This window comes from Candidatus Villigracilis proximus (genome assembly GCF_016717045.1).
GTDB classification, from domain to species: Bacteria; Chloroflexota; Anaerolineae; order Anaerolineales; family Villigracilaceae; genus Villigracilis; species Villigracilis proximus.
Genome location: NZ_JADJUO010000005.1, coordinates 146,044 through 170,168, shown reverse-complemented (window position 1 = coordinate 170,168; position 24,125 = coordinate 146,044). Strand labels below are relative to the sequence as shown.

The window sequence follows — 24,125 nt, the reverse complement described above, 5'->3', positions numbered from 1 at the left end:
CTAGATAAGCAAACACAACCTTACGTCTAATAATGCCTACTTAAATGGTCGTTTCTATTTTATTCTCTACTTCACTATATCTGCCCTGACAGAGACCTTACAATATCCGGACAGGCCGATCTTGAATCGGACGGCAAGGCGCCCATGTGTTTAAACGAAGTTCACGACGAAGAATTGACAGGCCGCCCGCCAGCAAGCTGATGAGCTCCCAAAATGAGACCCACTCCTACAAATACAACTGCAAAGAATATCTGATTAATATTCACCCCGCTGACAAGTGCAACATCCAACCGCAGGAGTTCGAGCAAAAAACGGACGAAGGAATAAAAGCCAAGATATGCAAGAAAAAGATCACCCGCCTTGAGGGTATTTGCAAAGCGGCGCGCAATCCAAAAAAGAAAGATCAGATTTACAAAATTTAAAATGGATTCATAAGCAAACAATGGATGATAAAAATCCATTGTTTCAAACCCGGTCAAACGGTAAGCTGGTTCGATGTATATTTTCCACGGCAGGGTGGTGGGAAGACCATAAAGTTCCTGATTGAAATAATTCCCGAGGCGGCCAATGGCTTGAGCAAGCGCCAGACCGGGAGCAAGAATATCTGTCAGTTCCCAAAAGCTTAATTCACTCCTGCGCACGAAAAAGAATAAGGCAATCGAGCCGCCGATCCATGCGCCCGGGATGCCATAACCACCCAGCCAAAATGCCAGTACGTCCAAAAAATGGGTGAGGTAATATTCGGTGGTCAGACCCAGCTGAACGGAGGAAAGAGGCGGGGTGAGAATGTGCCAGACGCGCGCCCCGATCGTCCCCCAAATCACCAAGGGCAGGAAAAGATAATAGATCGTCTCCGGGTCGTAGTTGCGTTTTTGGGCTTCGCGCACGGCTAACAAGGCCCCTACTGCCAGTCCAAGCACAAGCAGGAGTCCGTTCAAGCGGAAGGTCAATGGGCCAAGCGAAAATCCTTCAAACATCAATGTATATATTCCCTGGCTTTTTCTTCACGGGCTTTTCTCATACGCTCATGCCCCTGGGCGCGGACAAAAAGTATGCGCTGCAATGCGGTGAAGTTGCCGAGCACAGCGATCACAACCGCAGCAATAAAAGGTTGATTGAAGATCAACAAAGGAATTAAAACTATATAGCGTTCTACACGAGTCAGAATACCGACCTTGGCTGTAAAGTTCAATCCTTCGGCTCTGGCTTTCACATAAGAAACAAGCACTGAACCCGCCGTCGCTGCAAACGTAACCATAACTCCGGAATAATTTTCCTGCGAAAGGAAAAAATATAAAAGTCCGCCAAAGGTGATGAACTCTGCATAACGGTCACTGACAGAATCCACGAACCCGCCAAAGTCGCTGTTATCGCCGCGCAGACGCGCCATGGTTCCATCCAATGCATCCACAAGAACGGAGAGGAGCAGGACAATACCGCCTGTGGTCATTTTGCCCTGTGAAATAATATACGCGCCAATGGTTGTGCCGACCAGTCCCAACAGGGTAATGGCATTCGGCGTTAACCCGAGGCAGTTTAGAAATGTCCCGATGGGATCGAGTATGCCTTTAAAATGAGCCGCAATCTATCAGTAAATGTTATTTTTTGATTCATGGTTTGGGTTAAATTCTCCTCATCAAAAAATGACGAATATGTTTGATGAAATTCGGGTTTCAGCCTCATTTCTCAACGGGTATTCGTCACTCCATTTGGAATTAAATTATTCGCCGAGCTTTCCTTCGTCCGCCAGATCATCTTCGCTGACGAGCACATCGCGTTCCTTGCCGCCGCCTTGAGAGGGACCGACAACTCCCATTTCTTCAAGCTGGTCGAGCAAACGCGCGGCACGCGGATATCCAACCCGCAAACGACGCTGTAACAACGAAGCAGATGCGCGTTGACTCGAACGCACGATGGAAATCGCCTGTTCGATCAATCCGTCATCTTCGCCTTCGCCGGGTTCCTGCAAAAGTTTTTCCCACGGCGGGGTATCGTCCACTTCAATGTCACTCTTTTGCCAATGGGAGATGATGCGTTCGATTTCCATATCCGTGATCATTACGCCTTGTGCGCGGACAGGGTTGCCCACTTCTGGATTCAGGAAGAGCATATCACCACGGCCTAGCAAAGACTCGGCGCCGGTGTAATCCAGAATAACGCGGCTATCAATACCGGAGGCCACTGCAAACGCCAAACGCGCGGGGAAATTGGCTTTGATCAGACCCGTCACCACATCGGTGGAGGGACGCTGTGTAGCAACAACCAGATGAATACCCGTGGCGCGTGCCATTTGCGCAAGACGAACAAGATTATGCTCGGTCACATCCGGCGCAGACATCATCAGGTCGGCGAGTTCATCGATGAGGACGACGATGCGCGGCAGGGCTTTGCCATCCGCTTTGCGTGTGATCTTATTGTTATAAGATTGGAGGTCGCGGGCATGTGCGCTTTCAAGCAAACGATAGCGATGTTCCATTTCAACAACCACCCAACGCAAAACACCGAGAATGCGTTCGATATTGGTTTCCACTTTACCGAATAAATGAGGCAATCCATTAAAGCGGATCAACTCCACCATTTTCGAATCGATCATTACCATGCGCAAGTCTTCGGGCGTGTTGTTCATGGCAAGACAGGCAGCGATGGATGTGATACAGACTGATTTACCGGAACCAGTTGCGCCTGCGATCAGAACATGCGGCATGCGCGCAAGATCGGCAATCAGAGGATGACCGGAAACGTCACGTCCAATGGCAACTGCAAGCGGCACACCCATTTTATTGAAAGCATCAGACTCGAGCAAAGTCTTTAAGCGGACGACTGAGCTGTGTGTATTTGGCACTTCAATGCCGACATAAGGTTTGCCGGGCACAGGCGCTTCGATACGCAAACGCTGGGCAGATAATGCCAGCGCAATATCTTTTTCGAGAGAAGCGATCTGCGCAACACGCACTTTCATTTGCTGCACATCTTCTTCATCTGAACCAGGCTTTTTGATAAAACCCGGCTGTACTGCAAATTGAGTCACAGACGGGCCGACACGATAACCAATGACTGTGGCAGGGATGCCAAAATCTGCCAGCGTTTTCATGATCAGGCCCGCTGTTTGATTAATAGTCCGATCATCAGCGCGGACGGCTGTTTCGCCGAGCAAAATACTTAAAGGTGGAAGTTCTTCACCGCGCGGTGACGGCTTGAATGGTTTCTCAGATTTTTTATCAGCGGCTTTTAAAGAGGTGCGGAATTCGGGCGGCAAAGGTTGTGCTTTTTTCTTTGGAGTTGATTCTTTTGCGGCCTGTTCGTCTTCTTTATTTTCAGTTTCTGCTTCAACGGTGGCCGGGGTTGGAGTTGCCACGATCACTGGCGCTGCTTCACCGGCAATCTGCAATAACCAAATTTCCAGTTTTGCCCATAAGCCAAAGCCTGTCATAACCATTAATAGCCAGAGCAGGAAGATGACCAATGTGCCAAAGATGGGGCTCATGGACTGCCAGGCCAGTGTGACCAGCCCCCAGCCGAGGCGGCCGCCGTCCATGCCGGACTCTGCCCGGATGAGGCTGTTGCCCCAGAAAACAGCGAGCAGGCCCAGGGTTAGGAGAGATGCGAGTTCGAGTGCAATCAGCTGTCCCCAGTGGATTTGTCTGCCGTCACGCCGCAGCAGGGTGTATCCGATGTATCCTATTCCAAAGAGGACGAGGAAACTGCCCCAGCCAAACCAGAGTTTGAGCAGGTTTGCAAATGGGGTGAGGAGTGCGCCTTCGGTAATGCCCCATACGGCAAGCACAGACATGATTGCGAATGCAATCAAAATAACACCTGCTGAGTCACGCAAGAAGCGTCCAAATTGCAGGTAAAAGCGTGCAAGCCTTTCGAGCCAGTCGTTATTGTGTGATGGCGGTTCGGCTTGGGCGTATTGTCTGTTGCTCGGGCGGGGTGATTCGGACATTTGTTTTACTCAAGCCTCATGCTGAGTCCCATGCGCTGATGGGCTGAGTCTAAATGCAGAATACGCACTTGTACATTTTGCCCTTCAGCAAGGATTTCCTTTAAGGGTTTTCCTTCTGATTGTGGAATTTCAGATGCATGGATCAAGCCTTCGATGCCATTATCCAGCCGTGCGAATGCGCCAAAAGAAAGCACGCTTGTAATCGTGGCGGGTTTGGTGCAGCCTTCGGGTAGATCTGTGGATGCGTTGTTCCAGGGATTCGGGAGCAGACGTTTGAGGCTTAAGGCAACACGACAACGCTCAGGAGAGAGATCAAGTACCTGCACGTCGATGGTGTTGCCAATTTTTACGATATGGGTTGGATGAGAAACCCGTCCCCAGGATAATTCTGAGATGTGGATCAAGCCTTCGACCCCGCCCAGATCAACGAATACGCCGAAATCAGTTACATTGGTAACCATGCCCTGAACATGCTGGCCGGGTTGCAAAGGCGTGGAATAATTCTGCGCGTTTGCCGGGCTCGGATTGAGCGGCGCGTTCAGAGAAGACTACGCGTCCATCTTCAGGCACGCATTCGATCACTTTTAAGCGAAGTGAGCGACCAACATATGATTCAAGGTCATGATCACGTTCTCCGATCTCAACCTTGCCTGCCAGATCGATCAGATGCGAAAATGGCACAAATCCATAGAGACCTTCGCCCTCCACAAGCAGGCCTCCGCGATTATGCCCGGTGACAGCGAGATCAATGATCTGATCGCGCATATATAGGTCTTTGACCTGGGTCCAATTTGCGGCAGGCTTTTTTTCCGTTGAATTGCTTTTCGATTCATCACGAAACTCGAGCCTGCTCCCCGCCGACCTGACAATTGGATTCGCCGAAGAACGGCTTTCCTCTGCCAGTACCGATGACCACCAGCCCTCGTCAATCTGAGGCATCGGATTTTCCTGTTTACCTTTTTGTCCAACCATTATGGACTCCTTCCCATTCCTATAAATATGAGCGTTGGGTTTCTTCCCGAAAACTGGAGAAACGCGCTCTTTGCACACAATAAAGGCAGGCCAAGCCTGCAAACTGCATTATGAGTCTTTGAGATTAACTTCCATCTCAAGGATCGCTTTTGCAACCGCTTCCACTGCGACACGCTGTTTGCGATACAAGTCTGCTTCAGACATTGCCAGGCGTGAAGCTACATCACGAACTTTGCGGCCTTCGATAAATTTCATTTCAAGAATATTGTACAGTATCCATTCGGATGTGAATTTACGGTCACCTTTCGGCTTGACCTGATCCACTGCACTGCGCAGTAAGGCGCGCAAGGCATTGGCAGAATTCCCGTCATCTTTTTCAGCCAGATCGCGCACCACTTGAAGCTTTATTAATGGATTATTGGTTAGTTTTGGTCCGCCCCAATAATGAGTCAGCGCATCTTTCACCCAATTGGCAAGGTCAGCTTCCTGCGGAAGAGGTTCCGCCATCAAACTTGCACGTGTGTCATAACGTCCCGCAGCACGCATCCGCTGGATCATTTCCACTTGCGGCTGAAGGTCTTCGAGCGAACGGAATACACGCTGTTGTAACTGGCGGTCTTGCAAAGCGAGCGCAGCGCGGTCTGCCAGAAGCCACAACGCATCACGCTGATCGCGTTCCATCAATTGTTTTTCAGATCTTGCCACGCCCAGTAAACCAAGTAAAAGGGGCGCTTCATCCTGATCCATGTCGGAGCGTCTGCGTTGATGCAAAGGCAATACCAGAAAGTTTCCCCACTGAAATTCGCGCCGTTCATCATCAATCACATTATCCAATACTTCTGTCAAACTTTCCTGATCGAGCATGGAGCGGTTGCCCGCGACCACGATCGGGGATAAAGTCTCATCATCCAATGCAGCCACGAAGGCCGAGGAGGAATGCAAATGATCGCGCACAGCAGCCAGCACCGCCTCAAGAAATTGCTGCAAATCACCTTGTGTCAATAAACGTTCTTCAAAATTTTGAAGTACCTGCAATTCGCCGCGGTCATTACCAAAAAACAGCCAGCGCTCCCAAATCGGCGCGGCAAATGTAATCGCATGTTCAAGCAGCAAGACCGTTGCAACTACAGTAAAGGGAACGAAGGCATTGTAAGGTGAACCAAGAAACTCACCGCCCCGCCGAACCACCGTCATCAATGCCAGCGCCGCAGAAGCGACCACCGGCCCGCGCATGATCCACTTGACCAAACGGCTCTTGATGACACGATCAGGCCAGGAAACACCAAAGAAGGCAACCGCATAAGCCATAACGATCACTAACGCCCCCACCAGCACATTGATGACCGTTGCCACACCCCAAAAGGTAAATGGATGCTGCGCGGCAAGACTATATCCAAATAAAAGATAAGGGTAGGAACCAAGCGCAGGGGCAGTTGCACCAGCCATCAGGTAGAGCATCCGGCGGCGTCCCGAACGAGTCAGCATAAGGCTGTACGCGCGGGCAAAATTTACTCCCGCCCAAACCATCGTGCTGACGTAAAAGAGCGTGAACACTTCCGTCCACACTGTGCGCTCAAGGTGCGGAGCGGGCTTCCCATTCACTACGATCGGGCCGAGTAAATATCCAAATGCAAGCAAAACCAGGAAAAACGCCGAGATCACATACATCCCCCGCACCGCAATCCTTCTCCGCCCGCGAGAGGGGCGACCAGCCGTAACCAGCAAAGCATCAGAAAGATGAAGATAGGCTGCGGGAAGAAAAACAATGCCAAACCATTGCAAGTGTAAAAGCAGATCGATCGTTATTGTCGTTAACGATTCATCCTGCAAGGCTTCTGCTGTAAAAACGATCACCACACAAAGCAAAATAATCGCGAACGAGCGCGCCACTCTATCACGCAAGTTAAAAGAAAGCGCGTATAGAAACAGCGAAAACGCTGTGATGGCAATTCCTGCCGTTAGTATCTGGTTGACAGTCTGGATCCCCGCCAGTAACGTGTCCGTCCAACCGTTAATCATGTACACCCTTCCAGTAAACGTTTTACAATAAGGCGGCTTCAGCCGCTGATTATTTCAAAGCTTTTCCAAAAAACAAAGCCACATCTTGAGTAAGGTAATAATGGTCATTATAACCGCAGAATTCATACCCGAATTTCTGGGCAAAGCGAATGGCAGGAAGATTTTTAGACTGCATCTCCAGAATCAGACGACGATGCGATCTGGACGCCGCCCAATCCTGCGCGGCCCCCAAGAGGGCTGTCCCTACGCCCAGGCGGCGACTTGCCATATTCACCACGATATCAGTCACCCATACCACGGAAGCAGTTCCCCGCTCTAGCAGACTGATGTAGCCGACAGGATCTTTATCTATAAATGCCGTGTACATCATGGATTTTCTCACCCAATCATCTGCAAGCGCAAAAGGATTATGCGGAAAAGTAACTGAGATGGAGCGCGGTAAACGCACCTCACGGAAAGTGGCGGCAATCTGCCCGGTATCACGGCGCAGTTCCAATTGCCAGACAGATTCGCTGATGGTCGAATGGTCAAATCCCATTAATCGGGGCAGGTCAGTTGCAACAGTAGGACGAAGGTAAATATCAGGCATACAAATTCCAAAGCGATCTTATTGTAAAGGCACAACGCGAACCGGTACCACACAAGCCGGCAGCGCCTGTCCTTGATTATCTGTGACAACCAATCTTATTTGATAGTCACCGGGAGTAAGGGCGGTTGTGATCCAACCTCCAAGCGGCCCGTTGACAACGGTGGTGCGTCCTGCAGAAATTGTAGCCCAGGTGTCACTTCCGAGCGGGGCAACTTCATATTTATAAAACCCGAAATTCGGGATATTCACCGTACCAACCAATTCAATCGTTCCTTTCACTTCGTCCCCCGGCTGGGGTGATGTAAGCATAATCTGATTGGGAGTACATCCCGTTACATTTGCAACCGCAGGCTGCGAAGGTTGGTTTGCAAACTGAGTCATCATCTCAGGTGAAAGTGTACCAGTAGGCGTTGAGATCAGATCCAGGGTGGGCGTAGTAAGAAAAACTTCCGCAGGCAGCCCGGGGATGATGAAGGATGCCATGAAAAATTCCACGCAAAAAAGAAGGATGATCAGGATCGAAATTGCGGCAGATTGACCAAAACGGCGTGATGAAAATTGACGCTCCAAACTATAAACAGCAGTCTGCACTTCACGCCATGAACGCCATAACCAGCGAAAAGAGAATAGTCCTCCAATCGCCAGCACAATATAGATCAACACTTCATAAGAAGCGAGGAATTTATAAATTTCTGCCATTCGAAAACTTCAACAATATGCCTACAGGCTGCGCAAAAATGCGCGGATTATCTTTTCCACTTTGGGTGTGATTACTTTTCCGGCTTCGATCACTTCTTCGTGCGTTGTGACGGTGGATCCATCCAGATTGGCTTTGTTACTGATGCCTGAAAGTCCGAGTACACGCATGTTCCCATGCCGCGCAATGATAACTTCCGGCACAGTAGACATACCCACCGCATCGGCGCCTGCCCCGCGCAGAAAACGCAGGTCGGCTGGTGATTCAAAGGAGGGGCCGCTTAAGCCGGCATACACACCTTCGCGCAGAGTGATTCCGTTTTCTTTGGCGATCTGACGGGCAAGGTCGCAATAGGTGCGATCATAAGGCTGACTCATATCGGGAAAACGTGTGCCGATCTCATCAAGATTGGGTCCCATCAATGGATTCAAACCAGACATACCCATCAGGTTTAACTGGTCTGTAATGAGCATGACATCGCCAGGTTCAAAATCAGGATGCACTCCGCCGGCAGCGTTGGTGACGATCATGCCTGGAATTCCCATCCGCTGCATGACACGCACGGGCAGGGTGACTTCTCCCATGGTGTAGCCTTCGTAGTAGTGGATACGTCCCTGCATAACGAGGACGGGTTTGCCTTCCAATTCACCAATTACAAACTGCCCCACGTGCCCGTGGACGGTGGAGACAGGGAAATTAGGAATGGCACTGTAAGGGATGCGAACCGGCTTTTGGACGGAATCAGCCAGACCGTTAAGCCCCGATCCGAGAATAATTCCGACAATGGGTTGAATCGAAATCTGTTTTTTTATCGTTTGGGCGGCTTCGTCTATTTGAGAAAGGGAAATAAAATTTTGCATTGATAATTTACCTGTGAAAGTGATTTTACAAAAGACCACACCCCCGCTGGAAAGGTCACATTGCTTTGGGATTATATCAGAAATCAAAAACGTCCTTTTTTGAAAGGTAGATAAAATTTACTTATTATGCTATCCTAGCCACAATGCCAACAATGAAACATTCATCTGAAAATGAATTGAATGCTCTCTCTTCAGGACTGATCGGGATCATGGGAGTCAGCTTGTTAATCATCCCAACTCGTCTGCACATGTTTGATATGGACACTTCGATCTGGGTCAGTGTCGTGCAGGGTATTTTCGCCTACGCCGCTTCGATCTCGCTTCAGATTATTTCCATATTGCAGGTTCCGCAAAAGCGGATCTTTTTTATTCAAAGCGCAGCCGTCTTTTTTCTTTTTGTTTTTTTTGGTGTTTTTCTACTGGCAGGATGCTTTATTGAGGCCGTGATTTTTTTGCTGATCGCGATCATGCAGTTGACTTTGTTAACTCCATTAAAAGAGCGCTTCTCTCAGCTTGATCTGCTAAAAATATCCTTTATTTTGATAAACCTGTTCAGTGGGATCTATCTGGCTGTATCAGGCAATCAGTACGCGCTGGTTAATATTGCCCCATATAAGATTCCGCTGGTGATCGGGTTTATAGGTTCTGCCTTTTTGGGAATAACAACGCTCTTTCTGCCGAAATTAAAAATCAACATCATGTTCTCACGCACACAAGCCATTCCCTGGCTTATCTGGTGCGCCATATTTACTCCGAGTTTATCTGCTGCGAATGTCATTGCGCCGGCGCTGCTTTCCATATCCATTCTATTTGAAGGACTTCTGCCCTGGAATAAATTAAGTGTAAAAAGCAATAATGTTCTGGCACAGAGAGTCATCATGACCACAAGCACTTTGGAAATGGCGGCTCTCATATTTTTAAGCGCTCTTCTGATCATTATCGATAATTCATCTCATGCCGGGAGTAACACATTCATTACTGCGCGCGACGCCGCGTTTTTATTTTTTGCGGTCATATCCACTCTGATCTATTACGTAACATTCACGGTCATTATGACGATCAATGGATTAATTGCTGAATTAACAGAGGAGGATCAGGATAAATCAGACCAGCCTGATGAAGCGAATGGTATTCATTGGAACAAGCGTTTGGCGCGCTACATCAAACCGTTTATGTACAAGCAGGAGAAGGTTCAGTTTCGTTTAAATGCGCAAACGGACCAGATCAGCTCGTTAACCCATCAATTAAAAAGTGAGAAGAAACGCAATACACAGCTCATTCTACTGATGGAATTAAGCCAGCAGCTTGAGAATCAATTGGACCAGCCTGTTGCCTCCCAGTTGACCGTAAACACGCTGGAGCGGGCATTGAATTGTTCGCTGGTGTGTATTTTTATCCACGAGACGGATGAAAAAGAATTCATGTTGCTGGCCGCGGCGGGTTCACAAACCATGTTAATGCCCTCCGGTTTTCGTCAATCCAGCTCGGCTGGAGTCATTGGGCGCGCGGTGCGTCAAAGAAAAACCCAGATCATTAATGATATTCGCACCGATGCAGATTACATTCGATTTGAAAATGAATCCAACCTCTCGGCAGTCATTATTCCTTTAATTTCCAATGGTCATGTTAATGGCGCCATTGTATTCAACAGTGAAAAGGTCAATGCGTTCAGCAGCATTGATATTGGCCTCGCTGAAGCGGTTGCCGCAGAGTTGACGCGCGCCTGGGAACGTTCGAGCTATCATCATCGTTTGATGAATCTGGTACAGGCTGGAAGTCAACTCTCCGCCATGGTGGAGCCTGAGACCACCGCGCGGGAAGTGGCATCCATTGCGCGGGAGATCCTGCAAGCCCGGTTCACTTTTGTACAGATCCAACTGGGACAGGAACGAAACTTCACCCAAAGCGCATCTTCAGGAGAAGCGCCGCGTTTACTGGAATCTTTGGAAAATTCTGTCGGGTCTGAATCATTGATCCAGCTTGCCTTTCATGCCGTTCAACCTTTTCGTGTGCGTGATGTAAGGAAGTATACATCCAGGGCGCATCTTAGCATTGACTATGCCGGGCTTAGAAGTATGTTGGCGATTCCGATCCGCTGGCACCGCATGAGCATAGGAACCATCCTCGCGTTCGGCAAACAAAATGAAGTCTTTTCAATGAGAACGATCAATCCCTTGCAGAACTCCTTGCCATTCAGGCGGCAGGCGCATTTGAAAGTACATGGCTACAGCAGGAGTTACGCGGATCTCTGCGGACAACATCCCTGCTTTACCGCTTAAGCAACCAGATCATTCAGGCTGAGAATTTACAGAATGCCGCTTTGGATATTGCCCAGACTGCGCACAAACTCGCTAAAAGTTCAGTGACAGGAATTGTTTTGCTTAACCTGGAAGGAAATGTGGCGGCAGAGACCATGATCGATTCGTCCGGCACACACATCGGCATCGACCATCCAATGGAGATTATCAATGACGTGATGATCTCGGGACAACTGATCTACTTATCGCAAGGACAGTCCATCACGCGCGCCTGCCTGCCTATTCAGACCCCTATCAGAAAATATGGCGCAATATGGATGGATATTCCAGAAGATCAGGGACATAAATCCACAGCCAACCCAAACGACTTGCAGGCACTGGTCAACCAGACAGCCATTGCATTGGAACGTTCTGTTCTATTGGTTGAATCCCGTCGACAGGCAACCGAGATCAAAGCTGCGTACGACATGCTCGAAGCAACCTATGACCAAACCCTTGCCGCGCTCATGTCTGCTTTGGATGCCCGTGACCGCGAGACAGAAGGTCACAGCCTGCGCGTAAGCCATCTCACTGCAAAATTAGGGCAAACCCTTAATTTCTCCCACGAACAACTTAAAGTACTGGAACGCGGCTCGTTATTACATGATATTGGCAAGATCGGCATTAGTGACACGATTCTTCACAAACCCGGCCCTCTAAGTGAAGCAGAATGGAAAATAATGCGTCGCCATCCTGATATTGGCGCAAGGATCGTTGAGGGCATCCCCTTTCTTCAGGATACGATTCCCCTCATACGCCATCATCAGGAAAGATGGGATGGGACAGGCTACCCGGACGGGTTATACCATGAAGAAATTCCGATCCTGGCGCGCATGTTCTCCATTGTAGATGCCTTCGACGCCCTCACAAGCAACCGTCCCTACCGACAAAAAATTTCAGCAATTGAAGCCGTTGACTATTTACATCAGCAGGCTGGAATTTTATTCGACCCTGAAATTGTTGAAGTATTCAAAAACCTGGTTTTAGAGAGTCAAGCTGGTTTGTTAACTACATAATAAAAAATATGAAAAATAAACGTGGTGGTTTTACTCCACAGGAAAATCTAATATCCATCCTGCCATCTGTAATGGCAGGACTGATCGTATTCTCAACCATCATTGTTGCAAACCTCGTCTACTTCCTTCCTCAAGAACCACTTTACAGAGTCATCCTCATCATCTACGGGTTTCAGGAAGTCTTTATCTTTCCTTTTATTATTTTATTTACACAGCCGCGCTAAACAAATCAAGATTCTCATGGGTCAATGCGGTCATTGCCGCGATCGCACTCTGTTCAATGGCCTATTTTTTTTCTGCGAAGATCGACCACCTGCTCTACACACTTGTTCTGATTGCCGCGCTTTCATCCTCGCTTATCTCCACCCGCGGACCCGCCTACTTTCTGGTGGTTAGCGTAACCTCCTTCTATTTTCTGATCCGCTCTAACCAAAGAATAATGGAATATGAATGGGTCATCCATCTTGGATTAAGCATCGCCGCGTTGATGGGCGTGGAAACCATTCAACAATTAAAAAATATGACAACACAACAGATCAACCGTCTTGAAACCATCAATGAATTAAGCAGGCAGATCGTCTCCACGCTCGACACCAAACAGGTTTTCGCCCTGCTCAACGCCACATTTCAAAGCGCACTCGAAGCAGATTCTTATTACATAGGGATTCTGGATGGTGATTTTATCAAGCTGGAGTTGTTATATGATGACGGGGAATACTTCCACGATCTGCGATTAAGCAAAAAGGGCACACTCTCCAACTGGGTGATCACCCATCAGCAGGAACTCTTCCTGCCCGATATGCGCAAAGGCATTCAACTGGACGGCGTGGAAGTCATCAACATTGGAAAAGACAAACCCACCCTTTCCTGGATGGGCATCCCCATGCACGGCGCGCATGTTGATGGCATCATGGCTATCTCCTCCTATCGTCCCAATGCCTTTGACCGAAGCGACATGGAACTGCTTTCCACCATTGCACAACGCGCCGCACTGGCTCTGGATAACACCTATCATCACGCGCTGGTACAACAACAGGCGCGCTTAGACAGCCTCACCAAGGTCTACAACCACGGATATTTTATTCAAACCCTGCACGAACAAGCCCAAATTTGCAAAACACAAAATCAACCGCTCAGCCTGATCATGCTTGATATTGATTTCTTCAAACAATACAACGACACCTTCGGCCATCCCATCGGGGATGAAATTCTCGTCAGTTTATGCGTCATCATCCGCAGTCATATCAAAAGCACCGACTCAATCGGACGCTGGGGCGGTGAAGAATTTGCGATCGCCCTGCCAAACACAGACGGACATCAAGCCGCGCTTGTCGCCCAACGCATTCGCGAAACACTGGGATCACTAAAGATCAGAAACAGCGAACAATTTACAATCCCCATCCCCACCATCAGCATGGGACTGGCAGTGTTTCCACTCGAAACGAATGACACCTCAAAACTAATAGACCTCGCCGACAAAAGACTCTATACAGCAAAAGAACGCGGACGGGATCAAATCGAACCCGCACTCGCGTTCTGGAAAAAATAAAATAAATGATCTAGCCTAAAACTTCAGCAAAAGCCTTCAACGTTTTACTCACACCGGCATCATCCACCCAATAATGCGTCACCAAACGAAAACGCCTCGGCCCGGCCCAATCCACAAGCACGCCACGTTTCTTCATCTCCTCGATGATCTGATCCACACTTAATTAACTTCATCCAACAGATCGAAATAAACCATATTGCTGGATGTAGGACCCGCATCCAACCTTAATCCCCGAACCTGCTTCAACCCCTCAAACAGACTCTTCGCCCGGGCATGATCCTGCCCAAGCCGCGTGGACATTTTCTCAAGAGAGATCAATCCCGCCGCTGCCAACACTCCCGCCTGACGCATCCCCCGCCCAGCATCTTCCGCAGGTGACGCGCGCGTTAATAAATTTCTTCGTCCCCACCAGCATCGACCCAACCGGTGCGACCAATCCCTTACTCAAACAAAACATCACGGAATCTGCTGGCTCAACCAATTCCTTGACCGGGATACCGAGTACCGCGGCCGCATTAAAAATCCGCGCCCCATCAATATGCAGGGATAAGTTATTTTCACGCGCGATCTTTCCTACAGCCTGCGTATATTCCGCAGAAAGCACAACACCGCCGCATACATTTTGAGTATTCTCCAAACAGATCAAGCGCGTAATCGTATGATGCACATCTTCGCTTTGGATCGCCGCGAGAATATCCTCCAAAGCCAGAGTACCATCCGCTTGATTCTTCACCGGGCGCGGATGAATCCCACCCAGCGCAGACATTCCGCCCGCCTCATTCAAATAAATATGCGACTTATCGCCAACAATTACCTCATCCCCGCGTTGACAATGCACCAGCAAAGCCAGCAAATTGCCCATCGTCCCCGAAGGGACAAACAGCGCATCCTCCTTGCCGAGCATCTCCGCCGCTTTTTCCTGTAATTGATTTACAGTAGGGTCATCCATATAAACATCATCACCCACCTCCGCCTCCGCCATCGCCTCGCGCATTTCAGGCGTAGGCTTGGTAACCGTATCAGAACGCAGATCTATGAAATCCATGGTTGTGTTCTCCTAAAGAAGTAAAAAGTAAGAAGTTGAGAAGTGAGAAGTAAAAGATTGCCGAAAATTACAAGGCTTCCTCAATAAAATATTCAGGTGGGAATTCACGGACGGTAATTGCCGCGCCAGGTTCGTTTTGTCCGATTTTTTTAGTTTTCAACCAGTTAATATATCCATTCAATAAACGACGGATTTCTTCGATCTGCGCACGTAAATTCTCATAAAGTTCATTTTCACAAAACCCTAAATCTTTAATAACCAATAAATGATTTAATGTCTCATCCAAAGAACCACGAGCCATATAGCAGAATCGGACGTTATCCATATAATAAAAACGACCCGCACCTTCCGCTATATTTGCGCCCACGCTTTTGGAAGATCGCCTTACTTGATCGGCAATCCCATACTTTTCTTCTTTGGGTAAGAGCGGAATCAACTTATGGTGAACATCCAACATCAGTTTATGTGACATCTGCCACACCTTCAACGTCTCAAAACTCTGTTCCACCATTCATCCTCCACAAATCACTTCTTACTTCTTACTTCTTACTTCTTACTTATCAACTTATTACTCATTACTTCTCAACTCCCCTACTCCGACCTTCTCACTTCTTCCATTACCAACATCAACTCAGCGGGTAATTCCGCCTCAAACACACGCGGACTGGTCTCATTGGGCAAAACGATCTTCAACTTCGCCGCGTGTAAAAAATGCCGCTTAATATCAACGGTTAAACTTTTCTTCCCATAGATCGAATCACCTACGATCGGACATCCCAAAAACTGGCAATGTAACCGTATCTGATGTGTGCGGCCAGTATGCGGATGAAATTCCAAAAGTGTATGTTCTTTGAAAGACTCAAGCGTCATATATTCGCTGACAGATTCCCGTCCCTTACCGGCGGGCACAATTGCCATCTTCTTTCTGTGGCTTGGGTCACGCCCGATGGATGCTTCCACTCGTCCCGTAGGTGTGGGCGGTTTTCCATCCACTAATGCCAGATAGGTTTTCTCCACAGTCCGCAAGCGGAATTGGTCCTGTAACCATCTGTGCGCGCGTTCATTCTTGGCCAGCACGATCAGCCCTGAAGTTTCTTTATCAAGGCGATGCACCAGCCCCGGTCGTTCTTCTCCGCCGATGCCTTCCATATCGGGGTCATATCCCAAAACAGCATGGACCAGCGTCCCGGAATCATGTCCCGCTGCAGGGTGGACCACCATGCCAGCCGGTTTATTGACAATGATCAGATCATCATTCTCAAAAATAATATCAAGCGGAATATCCTCGCCCACCAAACCGCTTGGCACAGGCGGCGGCACGCGTACTTCAACTTCCGCGCCAACATCAAGCGACTGCCCTGATTTTCTGGCAGGCGTGCCATTGATGGAAACAAACCCATCATCGATCAATCCCTGCAAACGGGCTCGTGAAAACTCAGGCAAACAAGTCACCAAAAATTTATCAAGGCGCCCTGCTTTTTCTCCGTCATAACGAAACTTCTCAATTCGGTCGCTCATGATAACTCCCCATTCGTTGGTAATACTTCATTTTCAGATGATGCAACAGGCTTTTTACGCTCGCTGACCCAGAAGCTGATCAATAAAATCACAACGGCAATATTAATACTGGCATCGGCAATGTTGAAAATATAAAAATTTCCGACGGAAATAAAATCTGTCACCTTGCCCATTGTCAAACGGTCGATCAGATTACCGAGTACACCGCTTAAATACAAACCTGAGGCCAGCCGCAGTGACCAATCTCCCTCTTCGATTTTGGGATAGGAATACAGAATGATACCAATTACCAGAAAAGCAAAAGCAGCAAATACCAGATTCCCATTTTGAAACATACCAAACGCCGCGCCGCTATTATAGATAAAGACAATGCGCGCATACGATGAAAGCCAATTCAAAGATTCAGGCAGCCATGATTCATGTAATGGAATATTCGTGCGCACCAGCCATTTTGTCCACTGGTCGAGAGCAACGACCAAACCCGCCGTAAAAAGTAAACTGTAATATTTTTTCAAATCAATCCTTCTTTAAACTAACTTGCTTTCATCCACAGGGGCTGCGGATTCAACCTGTGGAATTTCTTCCACAACATCTGCGGGCGTTTCGTCACTTACAGCAGCCCGCGCTTTTTCCTGTCGTTCCTTGATCCAAACCCCCAGCAGCAAAACAACCACACCAATTGAAATGGACGCATCAGCAACATTAAAAACGGGAAAAACACCAACAGAAATAAAATCTGTCACTTTCCCATCATCAGGCGGTCGATTAAATTTCCGGCCGCGCCTGCCAATTGCAAACCCATCGCGAGTTTCAAAGTCCAGTCATTTGCTTCCACTTGTGGATAGTAATAAATGATCGCGCCGATCACAATGAAAGCCAGAACCGTAAATACCAGAGTCCCATTTTGGAACATACCAAACGCCGCGCCGCTGTTATACCAATGCACAATGCGCGCATACGGACTCAGCCATTCCCACCCTGCCGGCAGCCATTGGGAGCCAAAGGCAATATTTTCACGCACAAGCCACTTCGTCCACTGATCGAGCGCAATAATAACGCCCGCAACTCCGATCAAAACCAAATAATCTTTTACTCTTTGATTCAAACTACACCTCAATTTTTGAAAAATCTCGCCAATTGTACCCTACACAAACACACGCGGTACGCGGGCGCTAATGTTGGTCATCACTTCGTATTCATTTGTGCCCGCCCAATCTGCCAGTTCTTCAGGTGTAATCCCATTGCCGAGCAGCGTCACCTCATCCCCCACTTTGACATCATCCACACCTGCATTGACCATGAACTGATCCATGCAAATGCGCCCCACTTGCGGATATGACTTGCCATTGATGATGACTCGCGGTTGATTCGTCATGCGACGGAAATACCCGTCGGCATATCCACATGGGACAGTAACGATTCGTGACTCCGCCTCAGCCTGCCACAGCGACCCATAGCTGACTCCCCGCCCGGGCAGGGTAATCTTGCTATACACAACTTGCGATTTCCAGGTCAATGCTGGTTTAACGTCAATCGTTCTTTCAATATCACGTGCCGGATATACGCCATAGAATAAAACACCGGGACGCACCATATCGTAGTGACTTTCCGGCATTAATAAAGTGGCGCCAGAATTTGCGGTATGCCGTATTGACGGATGCGGTTCGCTGCGTTTTTCATAAATAGATAAAACTTCTTGAAAGCGTTCGAGTTGAAGGGAGGCTTTTACTATGGAGTTGGCTTTGGAGTCGATCAGCTTGCTGATCGCGGACGGCAAGCCGTCCGACTCCATAGTTTCAGAGTTGGCAAAATGGGTGAATATACCTTCAATCTCTAAGTGGCTACACGACAGAGATTTTTCGATCAGCGCTTCGGCTTCATATTCACGGACGCCGACACGTTCCATGCCTGTGTCGATCTTGAGGTGGGTTTTGAGTCGCTTACGGGTAGAGACTGCCAATTGTTCAGCAGCAGTTAGCAGGTCCAGCGAAGATGCGGCGAGGGTTAAGTCGTATTCAAAAAAATCGGGTAACTGCCCGGGCAAGATCCCACCCATAACGAGGATGGGAGTCGCAATTCCCATTTTTCTTAAATGAATTGCTTCTTCGACAATGGCTACGCCAATATAATCTGCAAATGGCGCAATGTAGGGCGCCACGCCGTCGACGCCATGACCATAGGCATTGGCTTTGAGCACAACGAGTACTTTTGCCGGCGCAACATGGGCGCGGATATTTTCAAGGTTTTGTTTTAGTTGAGCGAGATCAACTTGAAGATATGTAGGACGCATGGTTTATTTACGAAGTGGATTTGCCCACCAGTGATATTCGACATCGGGTTCTGATTCGGGCTCGGGGCTGACGCCAAATTTTTCGGCAACGAAGCCGTTCTTTTCATAGAATGCGCGCGCCATTTTATTTGCGACATGGGTATATAGCCACATGTGTTTCGGTAACAGTTGACGTGCTTTCATTAACAATGCCTGTCCGATGCCCTGACGATGATATTCAGGGTTTCCTGTTCATAGACCCAGATCTGATTTTCAGTAATGACAACCCTGCTAAAGAATTCACAGGCATCTTCAAATTCATAGCTCATACGCTTCATCAGCTTCGGCATGGCGACTGTTTGCGCGTCAAACCATAAGCGGGTAATTGGTTCAAAATCTTCGATCTTATACAATCTGATAATTGGCTGCATGGGTCGAGTATACCCGACTCGTAAAAAGACTTCAGAAGTTTAAAATAAAATCACCCGTGAAAGTTACTTTCACGGGTGATTTTACAGGCGGACTTAAACCTAGCGCCAGGCGCCAAGAATGATTCCAAAGAGGACAAGGTTGAGCAGATGATTTCCTGTTTCAAGCACCCAGGCTTTTAATTGACCCGCAAACAGTTTGTTTGTCAGGCTTGTTGCGGCAGTGAAACCAAACCAGAGCATGAAGCCGGTCATTGCGCCGGAAGCAGGAGACACGCCGCTCGACATGCTGCCACCCATGAAGTTGACCATGATCGCCATGGATACAGCTTGAATGAGGGAAGCGACCAGGGTTCCGCCCCACATTAATCCCATGTTATCGCCGCCGGGAGTGTCTTTTTCCGTTTTGCCAATGGCCTTCCACCAGATGGGGAAAAAAGTTTTAGGGCCAAACCAAATGCTGCCGGTGATCATGCTGACCACCACACAAGCCACAACCGCCAACCAATTAATTGAACCAAAATCCATTTCAGCCTCCGTAGATAAAGTTGATCAGCACGCGCCAATCTTTTGCTCATTATAACTCGAAAATTTGTTCTAAGTTACGGTGGAAATTCACCTTGATGAACAGAGATGAACGGGGATAAAACATTTCTAACTGCAGTGCGCAGAAAAGCTTTTCTTAAATCTCCGCTGCGAAAATTAAAAAAATAAACCGCAAAGGGCGCAAAGAACACTAAGTGTTAGTCCGGCAACCCGCCAGAGCAAGTGTGCGAAAATTGATTTGAAGGTTTATAACAAAAAGCCCCAGCCTTTCGGCTGGGGCGAATGATGTGATGTGAATTTAAATCTTTCCGGCTACATAATCAAGCACGTCGATCTTTGTCAGGATACCAATTGGCTTGCTGTTCTCAACCACGATCAAAGCGTAACCCGCAGTCAACGAAGGCATGGCATCTTCAAGCGGAGTTTCGGGCGCGAAGACTGCGCCCGCATTTTGAACAAGCGCATCGATCTTTTCGTCATTACTGTGCTCATGTTTTTCAAGCATATGATTAAGCAAATCCACTTCTTCGATCAGACCGGCCAACGCGCCGTCAGCGCCAACTACGGGCATTTGCGAAACTCCATGCTGATGCATAACCGTCACTACTTTGCGGATGGAGTCACCCAGCGCGGCAGTTTGCAGAGTCTTATTCGGCTTAGCCATCAACAAGTCACCCAGAGCGGTTTCGCCAAATTCCATCGAGAGGAATCCGAACTCGCGCATCCATTTATCATCGTAGAATTTTGAAAGATAGCGCGAACCGGAATCAGGAAGAATGACGACGGGGATACGTCCTGCGGGCAGTTTGCGGCAATACTTGATGGCGCCCGCAATCGCAGAACCGGATGAACCGCCGGCGAAGATTCCCTCCTGACGTACAAGTTGACGTGCCCACAAAAAGGACTCGCGGTCACCCGCCCTTTCAATTGCATCTACAACTGAAATATCCATTGCGCCGGGGAGAAAGTCTTCGCCGATACCTTCCACTTTATAAGTCTTCGGGTACGCGCCGGGCGGAATGATGCCTTTGTTCTGCCAAATCTCGGTCAGGATCGAGCCTTCAATGTCCACGCCGACGATCTGGATGTTTGGATTTTTTGATTTGAGATAACGTCCCACGCCAGAGATAGTCCCGCCAGTGCCGATGCCGATGATGACATCGGTCAGCTTGCCATCGGTCTGTTCCCATAATTCGGGGCCAGTAGTCATCTCGTGTGTTTTTGCATTATCAGGATTGTGATATTGATTCGCCAGTAAAGCATTCGGAGTTTCGCGCGCGAATTTCTTGGCGACTTCATAATACGAGCGCGGATCGTCTGGTCCCACGGCGGTTGGGGTGATGACTACTTTTGCGCCATAGGCACGCAGCAATAAAATCTTTTCGTTGCTCATCTTGTCGGGCATGACGAAGATGGTCTTGTAGCCTTTCAGCGCCGCCGCGATGGCGAGTCCCACGCCGGTGTTGCCTGATGTGGCTTCGACGATGGTGCCGCCGGGTTTGATCTCTCCCCTCTTCTCGGCCTGCTCAATGATATTTGCACCCACGCGGTCTTTAACCGATCCGCCGGGATTCATGAATTCCAGTTTTGCATATAGTGGCACAGGCAGGTCACGTCCGATACGTTCCAGTTTTACAAGCGGAGTATTGCCCATCGCGCCAAGTACATTGTTAAAAACACGTTTATCCTTTGATTCAGGTAAGCCTGTCATTCGGTCTCCTTTGGTTGGGGGTATTTTACCAGTGGGCGGTTGTTAGTGGATGGTTGATAGTGGGGAGTGAGAAGGCTTTTCATTGGGTGAGAAGACTTCGGAAGTCTTTTTTGATGACTCCATTGCGGTGACGACTCTTGAAAGACTTCCGAAGTCTGGGGTGGTGGCAACAAAAATCTCCCGCCAAAACCTTTGACGGGAGATTTTCTTTCCTCTTTCTTATTACTTTTTTTCCATTACTTATTACTCACCACGCTAATAGATCGGCAAATTCGTATCGACATCCTTGGCCCAGGCGTTGATTCCGCCTTTGAGGTTTTTTACTTTCTTGAAGCCGGCGCTGGAGAGTAATTCCAGTGCGCGGGCGGAGCGGGTGCCGCCTTTGCAGAAGACAATCATGTCAGCGGCGCTGTCGAGTTCGGATAATCGTCCGGCGAGTTGACCGAGCGGGATGTTGACGGCGTTCGGCAGGGCGGAGATTTCCAGTTCGTGAGGTTCACGCACATCGAGCAGAATCAGGCTCGGGGTAGAGCCTTCTTCCGCATAGTCATGGCCGGGGACGCCGCAGAATTCTTCATAGTCGATTAATTCCTTGATATCGGCATTTGGTCCGCAGACGCGGCATTTGGGATTCTTCTTGAGCTTCACAAAATCAAAGGACATATCCAGCGCGTTGTAAAGCAGGAGCCGGCCGATCATCGGGTCGCCGATGCCGAGTAAAACTTTGAGAGCTTCAGTGGCTTGCAGGGTGCCGATCGTGCCGGGCAGCACGCCCAACACACCGCCTTCCGCACACGAAGGGACAAGCCCGGGCGGCGGCGGTTCGGGGAAGAGACAGCGATAGCATGGACCTTCCTTGGCATAGAAGACGCTCAACTGCCCATCGAAGCGGAAGATGGAACCGTAGACATTTGGCTTGCCAAGAAATACGCAAACATCATTCGTGAGATAACGGGTCGGGAAATTATCGGTACCATCAATGATAACGTCATATTCCTGTGCGATGCGGATGGCATTGGCAGAGGTGAAGGGCTCGTTGTACACGTCAATTTGAATATCGGGATTCAGGTCGTGGAGTTTTTCTCTGGCGCTTTCCACTTTTAATTTACCGACTGTGGATGTACCGTGAATTACCTGACGCTGAAGATTGGAGGTGTCAACCACGTCATAATCTACAAGTCCAATGCGGCCAATGCCGGCGGCGGCAAGATACAAGGCAACCGGCGAACCAAGTCCGCCGGTACCGATGACCAGCGCGGACGAATTCTTTAATTTCCGTTGACCTTCCAAGCCTACTTCGGGAATCAACAAGTGGCGCGAGTAACGTAAAATTTCTTCGTGAGAAAGCTCAGGCAGCATACTAGCCTCCTGCAATGGATGGGATCAACATGATCTTCTCGCCGTCTTTGACCGGCGTATCGACACCCTGTAAATCTTTAATATTGTTCTCGCCAACAAATAAATTAACGAACGGACGTAAATCACCACCCTCGTTGAATAAATGCGGTTTGATCGTGGGGTATTGATTTGTTAAATCGGAAAGCGCTTCTGAAATATTCGAGCCGCTGACAGTCACATCAGCCTGGCCGTTGGTGTAGGCACGCAATGGGGTCGGGATTCGTAAAACGGGCATGTATGAGTCTCCTGAAATTTTATATAAACACTTTAAACGCTTTAAACACGAAGGGCACAAAGTACACAAAGGAGAAAAGGCTAAAGGTTTTCCTTCGTGACCTTAGTGTCCTTTGTGTTTAATCGATTTACAAAGTTTGCAACTGTTCCATCAACTTCTCGGCGCGAGTCACACCGTTGTTGACATAGCGAGCTTCACCACGTGAATCAAGCAGAAACGTAGTCGGCACGCTCATCACGCCCCAGGTCTTCGCGAGGTCGGGATGCTCGGTGGCGTCAATTTCCACCACGTGTAATTTCTCGCCGAGAAGATTAATCAACTTCTCCAGCGCCGGCCGTTGGACAGTTTTGCACGGCGCACAATCGGGCGTTGTGAAATATACGATAACAGGTTTGTTGGGCAATGGACTAAGCAAAGAATTTAAATTGCTCTTTGCACGTGAAAGCAGGCGTTGATTTACCAGCCAGTATGCGCCCAAGCCCAATAATATAATACCAATTGTATAAGCGAAGCGCAACAGAATATCAGGGGTCATGCTCTTGCCTCCGCTTTTGGTTTCATACCGGGGATAATTCCCGCAGGAGCTTGTTTTCCAAATCCCGGCACATTGAGCCGCGCCAGCCAGTAATACATGGCACAGCCCACGCAAAATCCACCAAAGGCATTGAGAGAAGCCAGCGCGATCACGATCCACACCAGAGTCCAGCCTAATATGGGAGCGCCGAGAAATAAGGCGGTTGAGCCGGAAGCCAAGAACAGAAAACCAACGATCTGTGAAAAGCGATGCGGCTCGGGGTTGTCATCGAGCACATCAGGCTTCATCCATCCGCGCGGCTTGAGAATGGACTTATAAATAAAGCCGAAGCCCGGGGTTTTCAACACAGCGCCGATGCCCATCACCAATGCAACGAAAGCAGCAAGCGCCGGCTGATTGAAAACAAAAGCCAATATGCTGAGAAATATAATAAACAGTTGATTTGTTTTTAATGCAGAGTGATCCACTTTTTGTAAGGGTTGTGATGTCATAGTA

28 protein-coding genes and 1 pseudogene are annotated in these 24,125 nt (G+C 48.7%); 4 read left to right on the top strand and 25 right to left on the bottom strand.

What is annotated here, in order from left to right:
• Nucleotides 1–161: 161 nt before the first annotated feature.
• The 9 genes from lgt to IPL71_RS07220 all read right to left on the bottom strand — a co-directional run bounded on the left by lgt (nt 162) and on the right by IPL71_RS07220 (nt 9,083).
• A complete protein-coding gene (gene lgt / locus IPL71_RS07260; RefSeq protein WP_345320270.1) occupies nt 162–977 on the bottom strand; it encodes a prolipoprotein diacylglyceryl transferase in 816 nt (271 codons plus the stop codon).
• Nucleotides 977–1,510: a CDP-alcohol phosphatidyltransferase family protein gene (locus IPL71_RS07255; protein WP_345320555.1), complete on the bottom strand. Its 534-nt coding sequence runs from the start codon at nt 1,508–1,510 to the stop codon at nt 977–979. The genes lgt and IPL71_RS07255 overlap by 1 nt, the downstream gene beginning before the upstream one ends.
• A gap of 210 nt (nt 1,511–1,720) precedes the next feature.
• Nucleotides 1,721–3,946 carry an FtsK/SpoIIIE family DNA translocase gene (locus IPL71_RS07250; protein ID WP_345320269.1) on the bottom strand — a complete coding sequence of 742 codons (2,226 nt, stop codon included), beginning with the start codon at nt 3,944–3,946 and terminating at the stop codon, nt 1,721–1,723.
• Between the two features lie 5 nt (nt 3,947–3,951).
• A complete protein-coding gene (locus IPL71_RS07245; protein WP_345320268.1) occupies nt 3,952–4,407 on the bottom strand; it encodes a S1 RNA-binding domain-containing protein in 456 nt (151 codons plus the stop codon).
• Nucleotides 4,388–4,885, bottom strand: coding sequence for a S1 domain-containing protein (locus IPL71_RS07240; RefSeq protein ID WP_345320266.1), 498 nt, complete (start codon nt 4,883–4,885; stop codon nt 4,388–4,390). Before IPL71_RS07240 ends, IPL71_RS07245 begins: the two co-directional genes overlap by 20 nt.
• 141 nt (nt 4,886–5,026) lie before the next feature.
• The gene (locus tag IPL71_RS07235; RefSeq protein WP_345320264.1) at nt 5,027–6,937 is read right to left on the bottom strand and encodes a hypothetical protein; all 1,911 of its coding nucleotides are present in this window, start codon (nt 6,935–6,937) and stop codon (nt 5,027–5,029) included.
• 49 nt (nt 6,938–6,986) lie between these two features.
• Nucleotides 6,987–7,526 carry a GNAT family N-acetyltransferase gene (locus tag IPL71_RS07230; protein WP_345320263.1) on the bottom strand — a complete coding sequence of 180 codons (540 nt, stop codon included), beginning with the start codon at nt 7,524–7,526 and terminating at the stop codon, nt 6,987–6,989.
• Between the two features lie 18 nt (nt 7,527–7,544).
• Nucleotides 7,545–8,225, bottom strand: a complete 681-nt coding sequence (locus tag IPL71_RS07225; protein WP_345320262.1) for a hypothetical protein — start codon at nt 8,223–8,225, stop codon at nt 7,545–7,547.
• A gap of 21 nt (nt 8,226–8,246) precedes the next feature.
• Entirely contained in the window at nt 8,247–9,083 is an 837-nt protein-coding gene (locus IPL71_RS07220; protein ID WP_345320261.1) for a purine-nucleoside phosphorylase, read from the bottom strand.
• 152 nt (nt 9,084–9,235) lie between these two features.
• Here IPL71_RS07220 and IPL71_RS07215 point away from each other — a divergent pair, with 152 nt between their 5' ends.
• The 4 genes from IPL71_RS07215 to IPL71_RS07200 all read left to right on the top strand — a co-directional run bounded on the left by IPL71_RS07215 (nt 9,236) and on the right by IPL71_RS07200 (nt 13,945).
• Entirely contained in the window at nt 9,236–11,362 is a 2,127-nt protein-coding gene (locus IPL71_RS07215) for a GAF domain-containing protein (RefSeq protein ID WP_345320260.1), read from the top strand.
• Nucleotides 11,363–11,460: 98 nt separating this feature from the next.
• Nucleotides 11,461–12,396: an HD-GYP domain-containing protein gene (locus IPL71_RS07210; protein ID WP_345320259.1), complete on the top strand. Its 936-nt coding sequence runs from the start codon at nt 11,461–11,463 to the stop codon at nt 12,394–12,396.
• A gap of 8 nt (nt 12,397–12,404) precedes the next feature.
• A complete protein-coding gene (locus tag IPL71_RS07205) occupies nt 12,405–12,620 on the top strand; it encodes a hypothetical protein (protein ID WP_345320258.1) in 216 nt (71 codons plus the stop codon).
• A 56-nt stretch (nt 12,621–12,676) separates the two neighbouring features.
• Entirely contained in the window at nt 12,677–13,945 is a 1,269-nt protein-coding gene (locus tag IPL71_RS07200) for a GGDEF domain-containing protein (RefSeq protein ID WP_345320256.1), read from the top strand.
• A 10-nt stretch (nt 13,946–13,955) separates the two neighbouring features.
• On the opposite strand, the gene IPL71_RS07195 is transcribed toward IPL71_RS07200, so the two are convergent.
• From IPL71_RS07195 to IPL71_RS07120, 16 genes and pseudogenes are all read right to left on the bottom strand, one after another.
• A complete protein-coding gene (locus tag IPL71_RS07195; RefSeq protein ID WP_345320255.1) occupies nt 13,956–14,102 on the bottom strand; it encodes a hypothetical protein in 147 nt (48 codons plus the stop codon).
• Nucleotides 14,103–14,104: 2 nt separating this feature from the next.
• Nucleotides 14,105–14,927, bottom strand: a pseudogene (locus IPL71_RS07190) (GntG family PLP-dependent aldolase).
• A 130-nt stretch (nt 14,928–15,057) separates the two neighbouring features.
• Nucleotides 15,058–15,501 carry a four helix bundle protein gene (locus tag IPL71_RS07185; RefSeq protein WP_345320253.1) on the bottom strand — a complete coding sequence of 148 codons (444 nt, stop codon included), beginning with the start codon at nt 15,499–15,501 and terminating at the stop codon, nt 15,058–15,060.
• Between the two features lie 80 nt (nt 15,502–15,581).
• Nucleotides 15,582–16,508, bottom strand: coding sequence for an RluA family pseudouridine synthase (locus IPL71_RS07180; protein ID WP_345320252.1), 927 nt, complete (start codon nt 16,506–16,508; stop codon nt 15,582–15,584).
• Nucleotides 16,505–17,023 (bottom strand): signal peptidase II, encoded by a 519-nt coding sequence (gene lspA / locus IPL71_RS07175; protein WP_345320250.1) that lies wholly within the window; start codon nt 17,021–17,023, stop codon nt 16,505–16,507. Before lspA ends, IPL71_RS07180 begins: the two co-directional genes overlap by 4 nt.
• 12 nt (nt 17,024–17,035) lie before the next feature.
• Entirely contained in the window at nt 17,036–17,251 is a 216-nt protein-coding gene (locus tag IPL71_RS07170) for a signal peptidase II (protein ID WP_345320248.1), read from the bottom strand.
• Nucleotides 17,248–17,613: a signal peptidase II gene (locus IPL71_RS07165; RefSeq protein ID WP_345320246.1), complete on the bottom strand. Its 366-nt coding sequence runs from the start codon at nt 17,611–17,613 to the stop codon at nt 17,248–17,250. Before IPL71_RS07165 ends, IPL71_RS07170 begins: the two co-directional genes overlap by 4 nt.
• A 39-nt stretch (nt 17,614–17,652) precedes the next feature.
• Nucleotides 17,653–18,798 (bottom strand): alanine racemase, encoded by a 1,146-nt coding sequence (alr, locus tag IPL71_RS07160; RefSeq protein ID WP_345320244.1) that lies wholly within the window; start codon nt 18,796–18,798, stop codon nt 17,653–17,655.
• Between the two features lie 3 nt (nt 18,799–18,801).
• Complete coding sequence (locus IPL71_RS07155) at nt 18,802–18,981, bottom strand: N-acetyltransferase (protein ID WP_345320242.1); 180 nt, start codon at nt 18,979–18,981, stop codon at nt 18,802–18,804.
• Nucleotides 18,981–19,208 carry a hypothetical protein gene (locus IPL71_RS07150; RefSeq protein ID WP_345320240.1) on the bottom strand — a complete coding sequence of 76 codons (228 nt, stop codon included), beginning with the start codon at nt 19,206–19,208 and terminating at the stop codon, nt 18,981–18,983. Before IPL71_RS07150 ends, IPL71_RS07155 begins: the two co-directional genes overlap by 1 nt.
• Nucleotides 19,209–19,307: 99 nt before the next feature.
• Entirely contained in the window at nt 19,308–19,733 is a 426-nt protein-coding gene (locus IPL71_RS07145; protein WP_345320239.1) for a DUF1761 domain-containing protein, read from the bottom strand.
• A 316-nt stretch (nt 19,734–20,049) separates the two neighbouring features.
• The gene (locus IPL71_RS07140) at nt 20,050–21,462 is read right to left on the bottom strand and encodes a pyridoxal-phosphate dependent enzyme (RefSeq protein ID WP_345320238.1); all 1,413 of its coding nucleotides are present in this window, start codon (nt 21,460–21,462) and stop codon (nt 20,050–20,052) included.
• 255 nt (nt 21,463–21,717) lie between these two features.
• Nucleotides 21,718–22,821 (bottom strand): molybdopterin-synthase adenylyltransferase MoeB, encoded by a 1,104-nt coding sequence (moeB, locus tag IPL71_RS07135; protein WP_345320237.1) that lies wholly within the window; start codon nt 22,819–22,821, stop codon nt 21,718–21,720.
• A 1-nt stretch (nt 22,822) separates the two neighbouring features.
• The gene (locus IPL71_RS07130; protein WP_345320235.1) at nt 22,823–23,095 is read right to left on the bottom strand and encodes a MoaD/ThiS family protein; all 273 of its coding nucleotides are present in this window, start codon (nt 23,093–23,095) and stop codon (nt 22,823–22,825) included.
• A gap of 127 nt (nt 23,096–23,222) precedes the next feature.
• Nucleotides 23,223–23,630 (bottom strand): thioredoxin family protein, encoded by a 408-nt coding sequence (locus IPL71_RS07125; RefSeq protein ID WP_345320233.1) that lies wholly within the window; start codon nt 23,628–23,630, stop codon nt 23,223–23,225.
• Nucleotides 23,627–24,121, bottom strand: a complete 495-nt coding sequence (locus tag IPL71_RS07120) for a DUF4395 domain-containing protein (RefSeq protein ID WP_345320231.1) — start codon at nt 24,119–24,121, stop codon at nt 23,627–23,629. Before IPL71_RS07120 ends, IPL71_RS07125 begins: the two co-directional genes overlap by 4 nt.
• Nucleotides 24,122–24,125 lie beyond the last annotated feature (4 nt).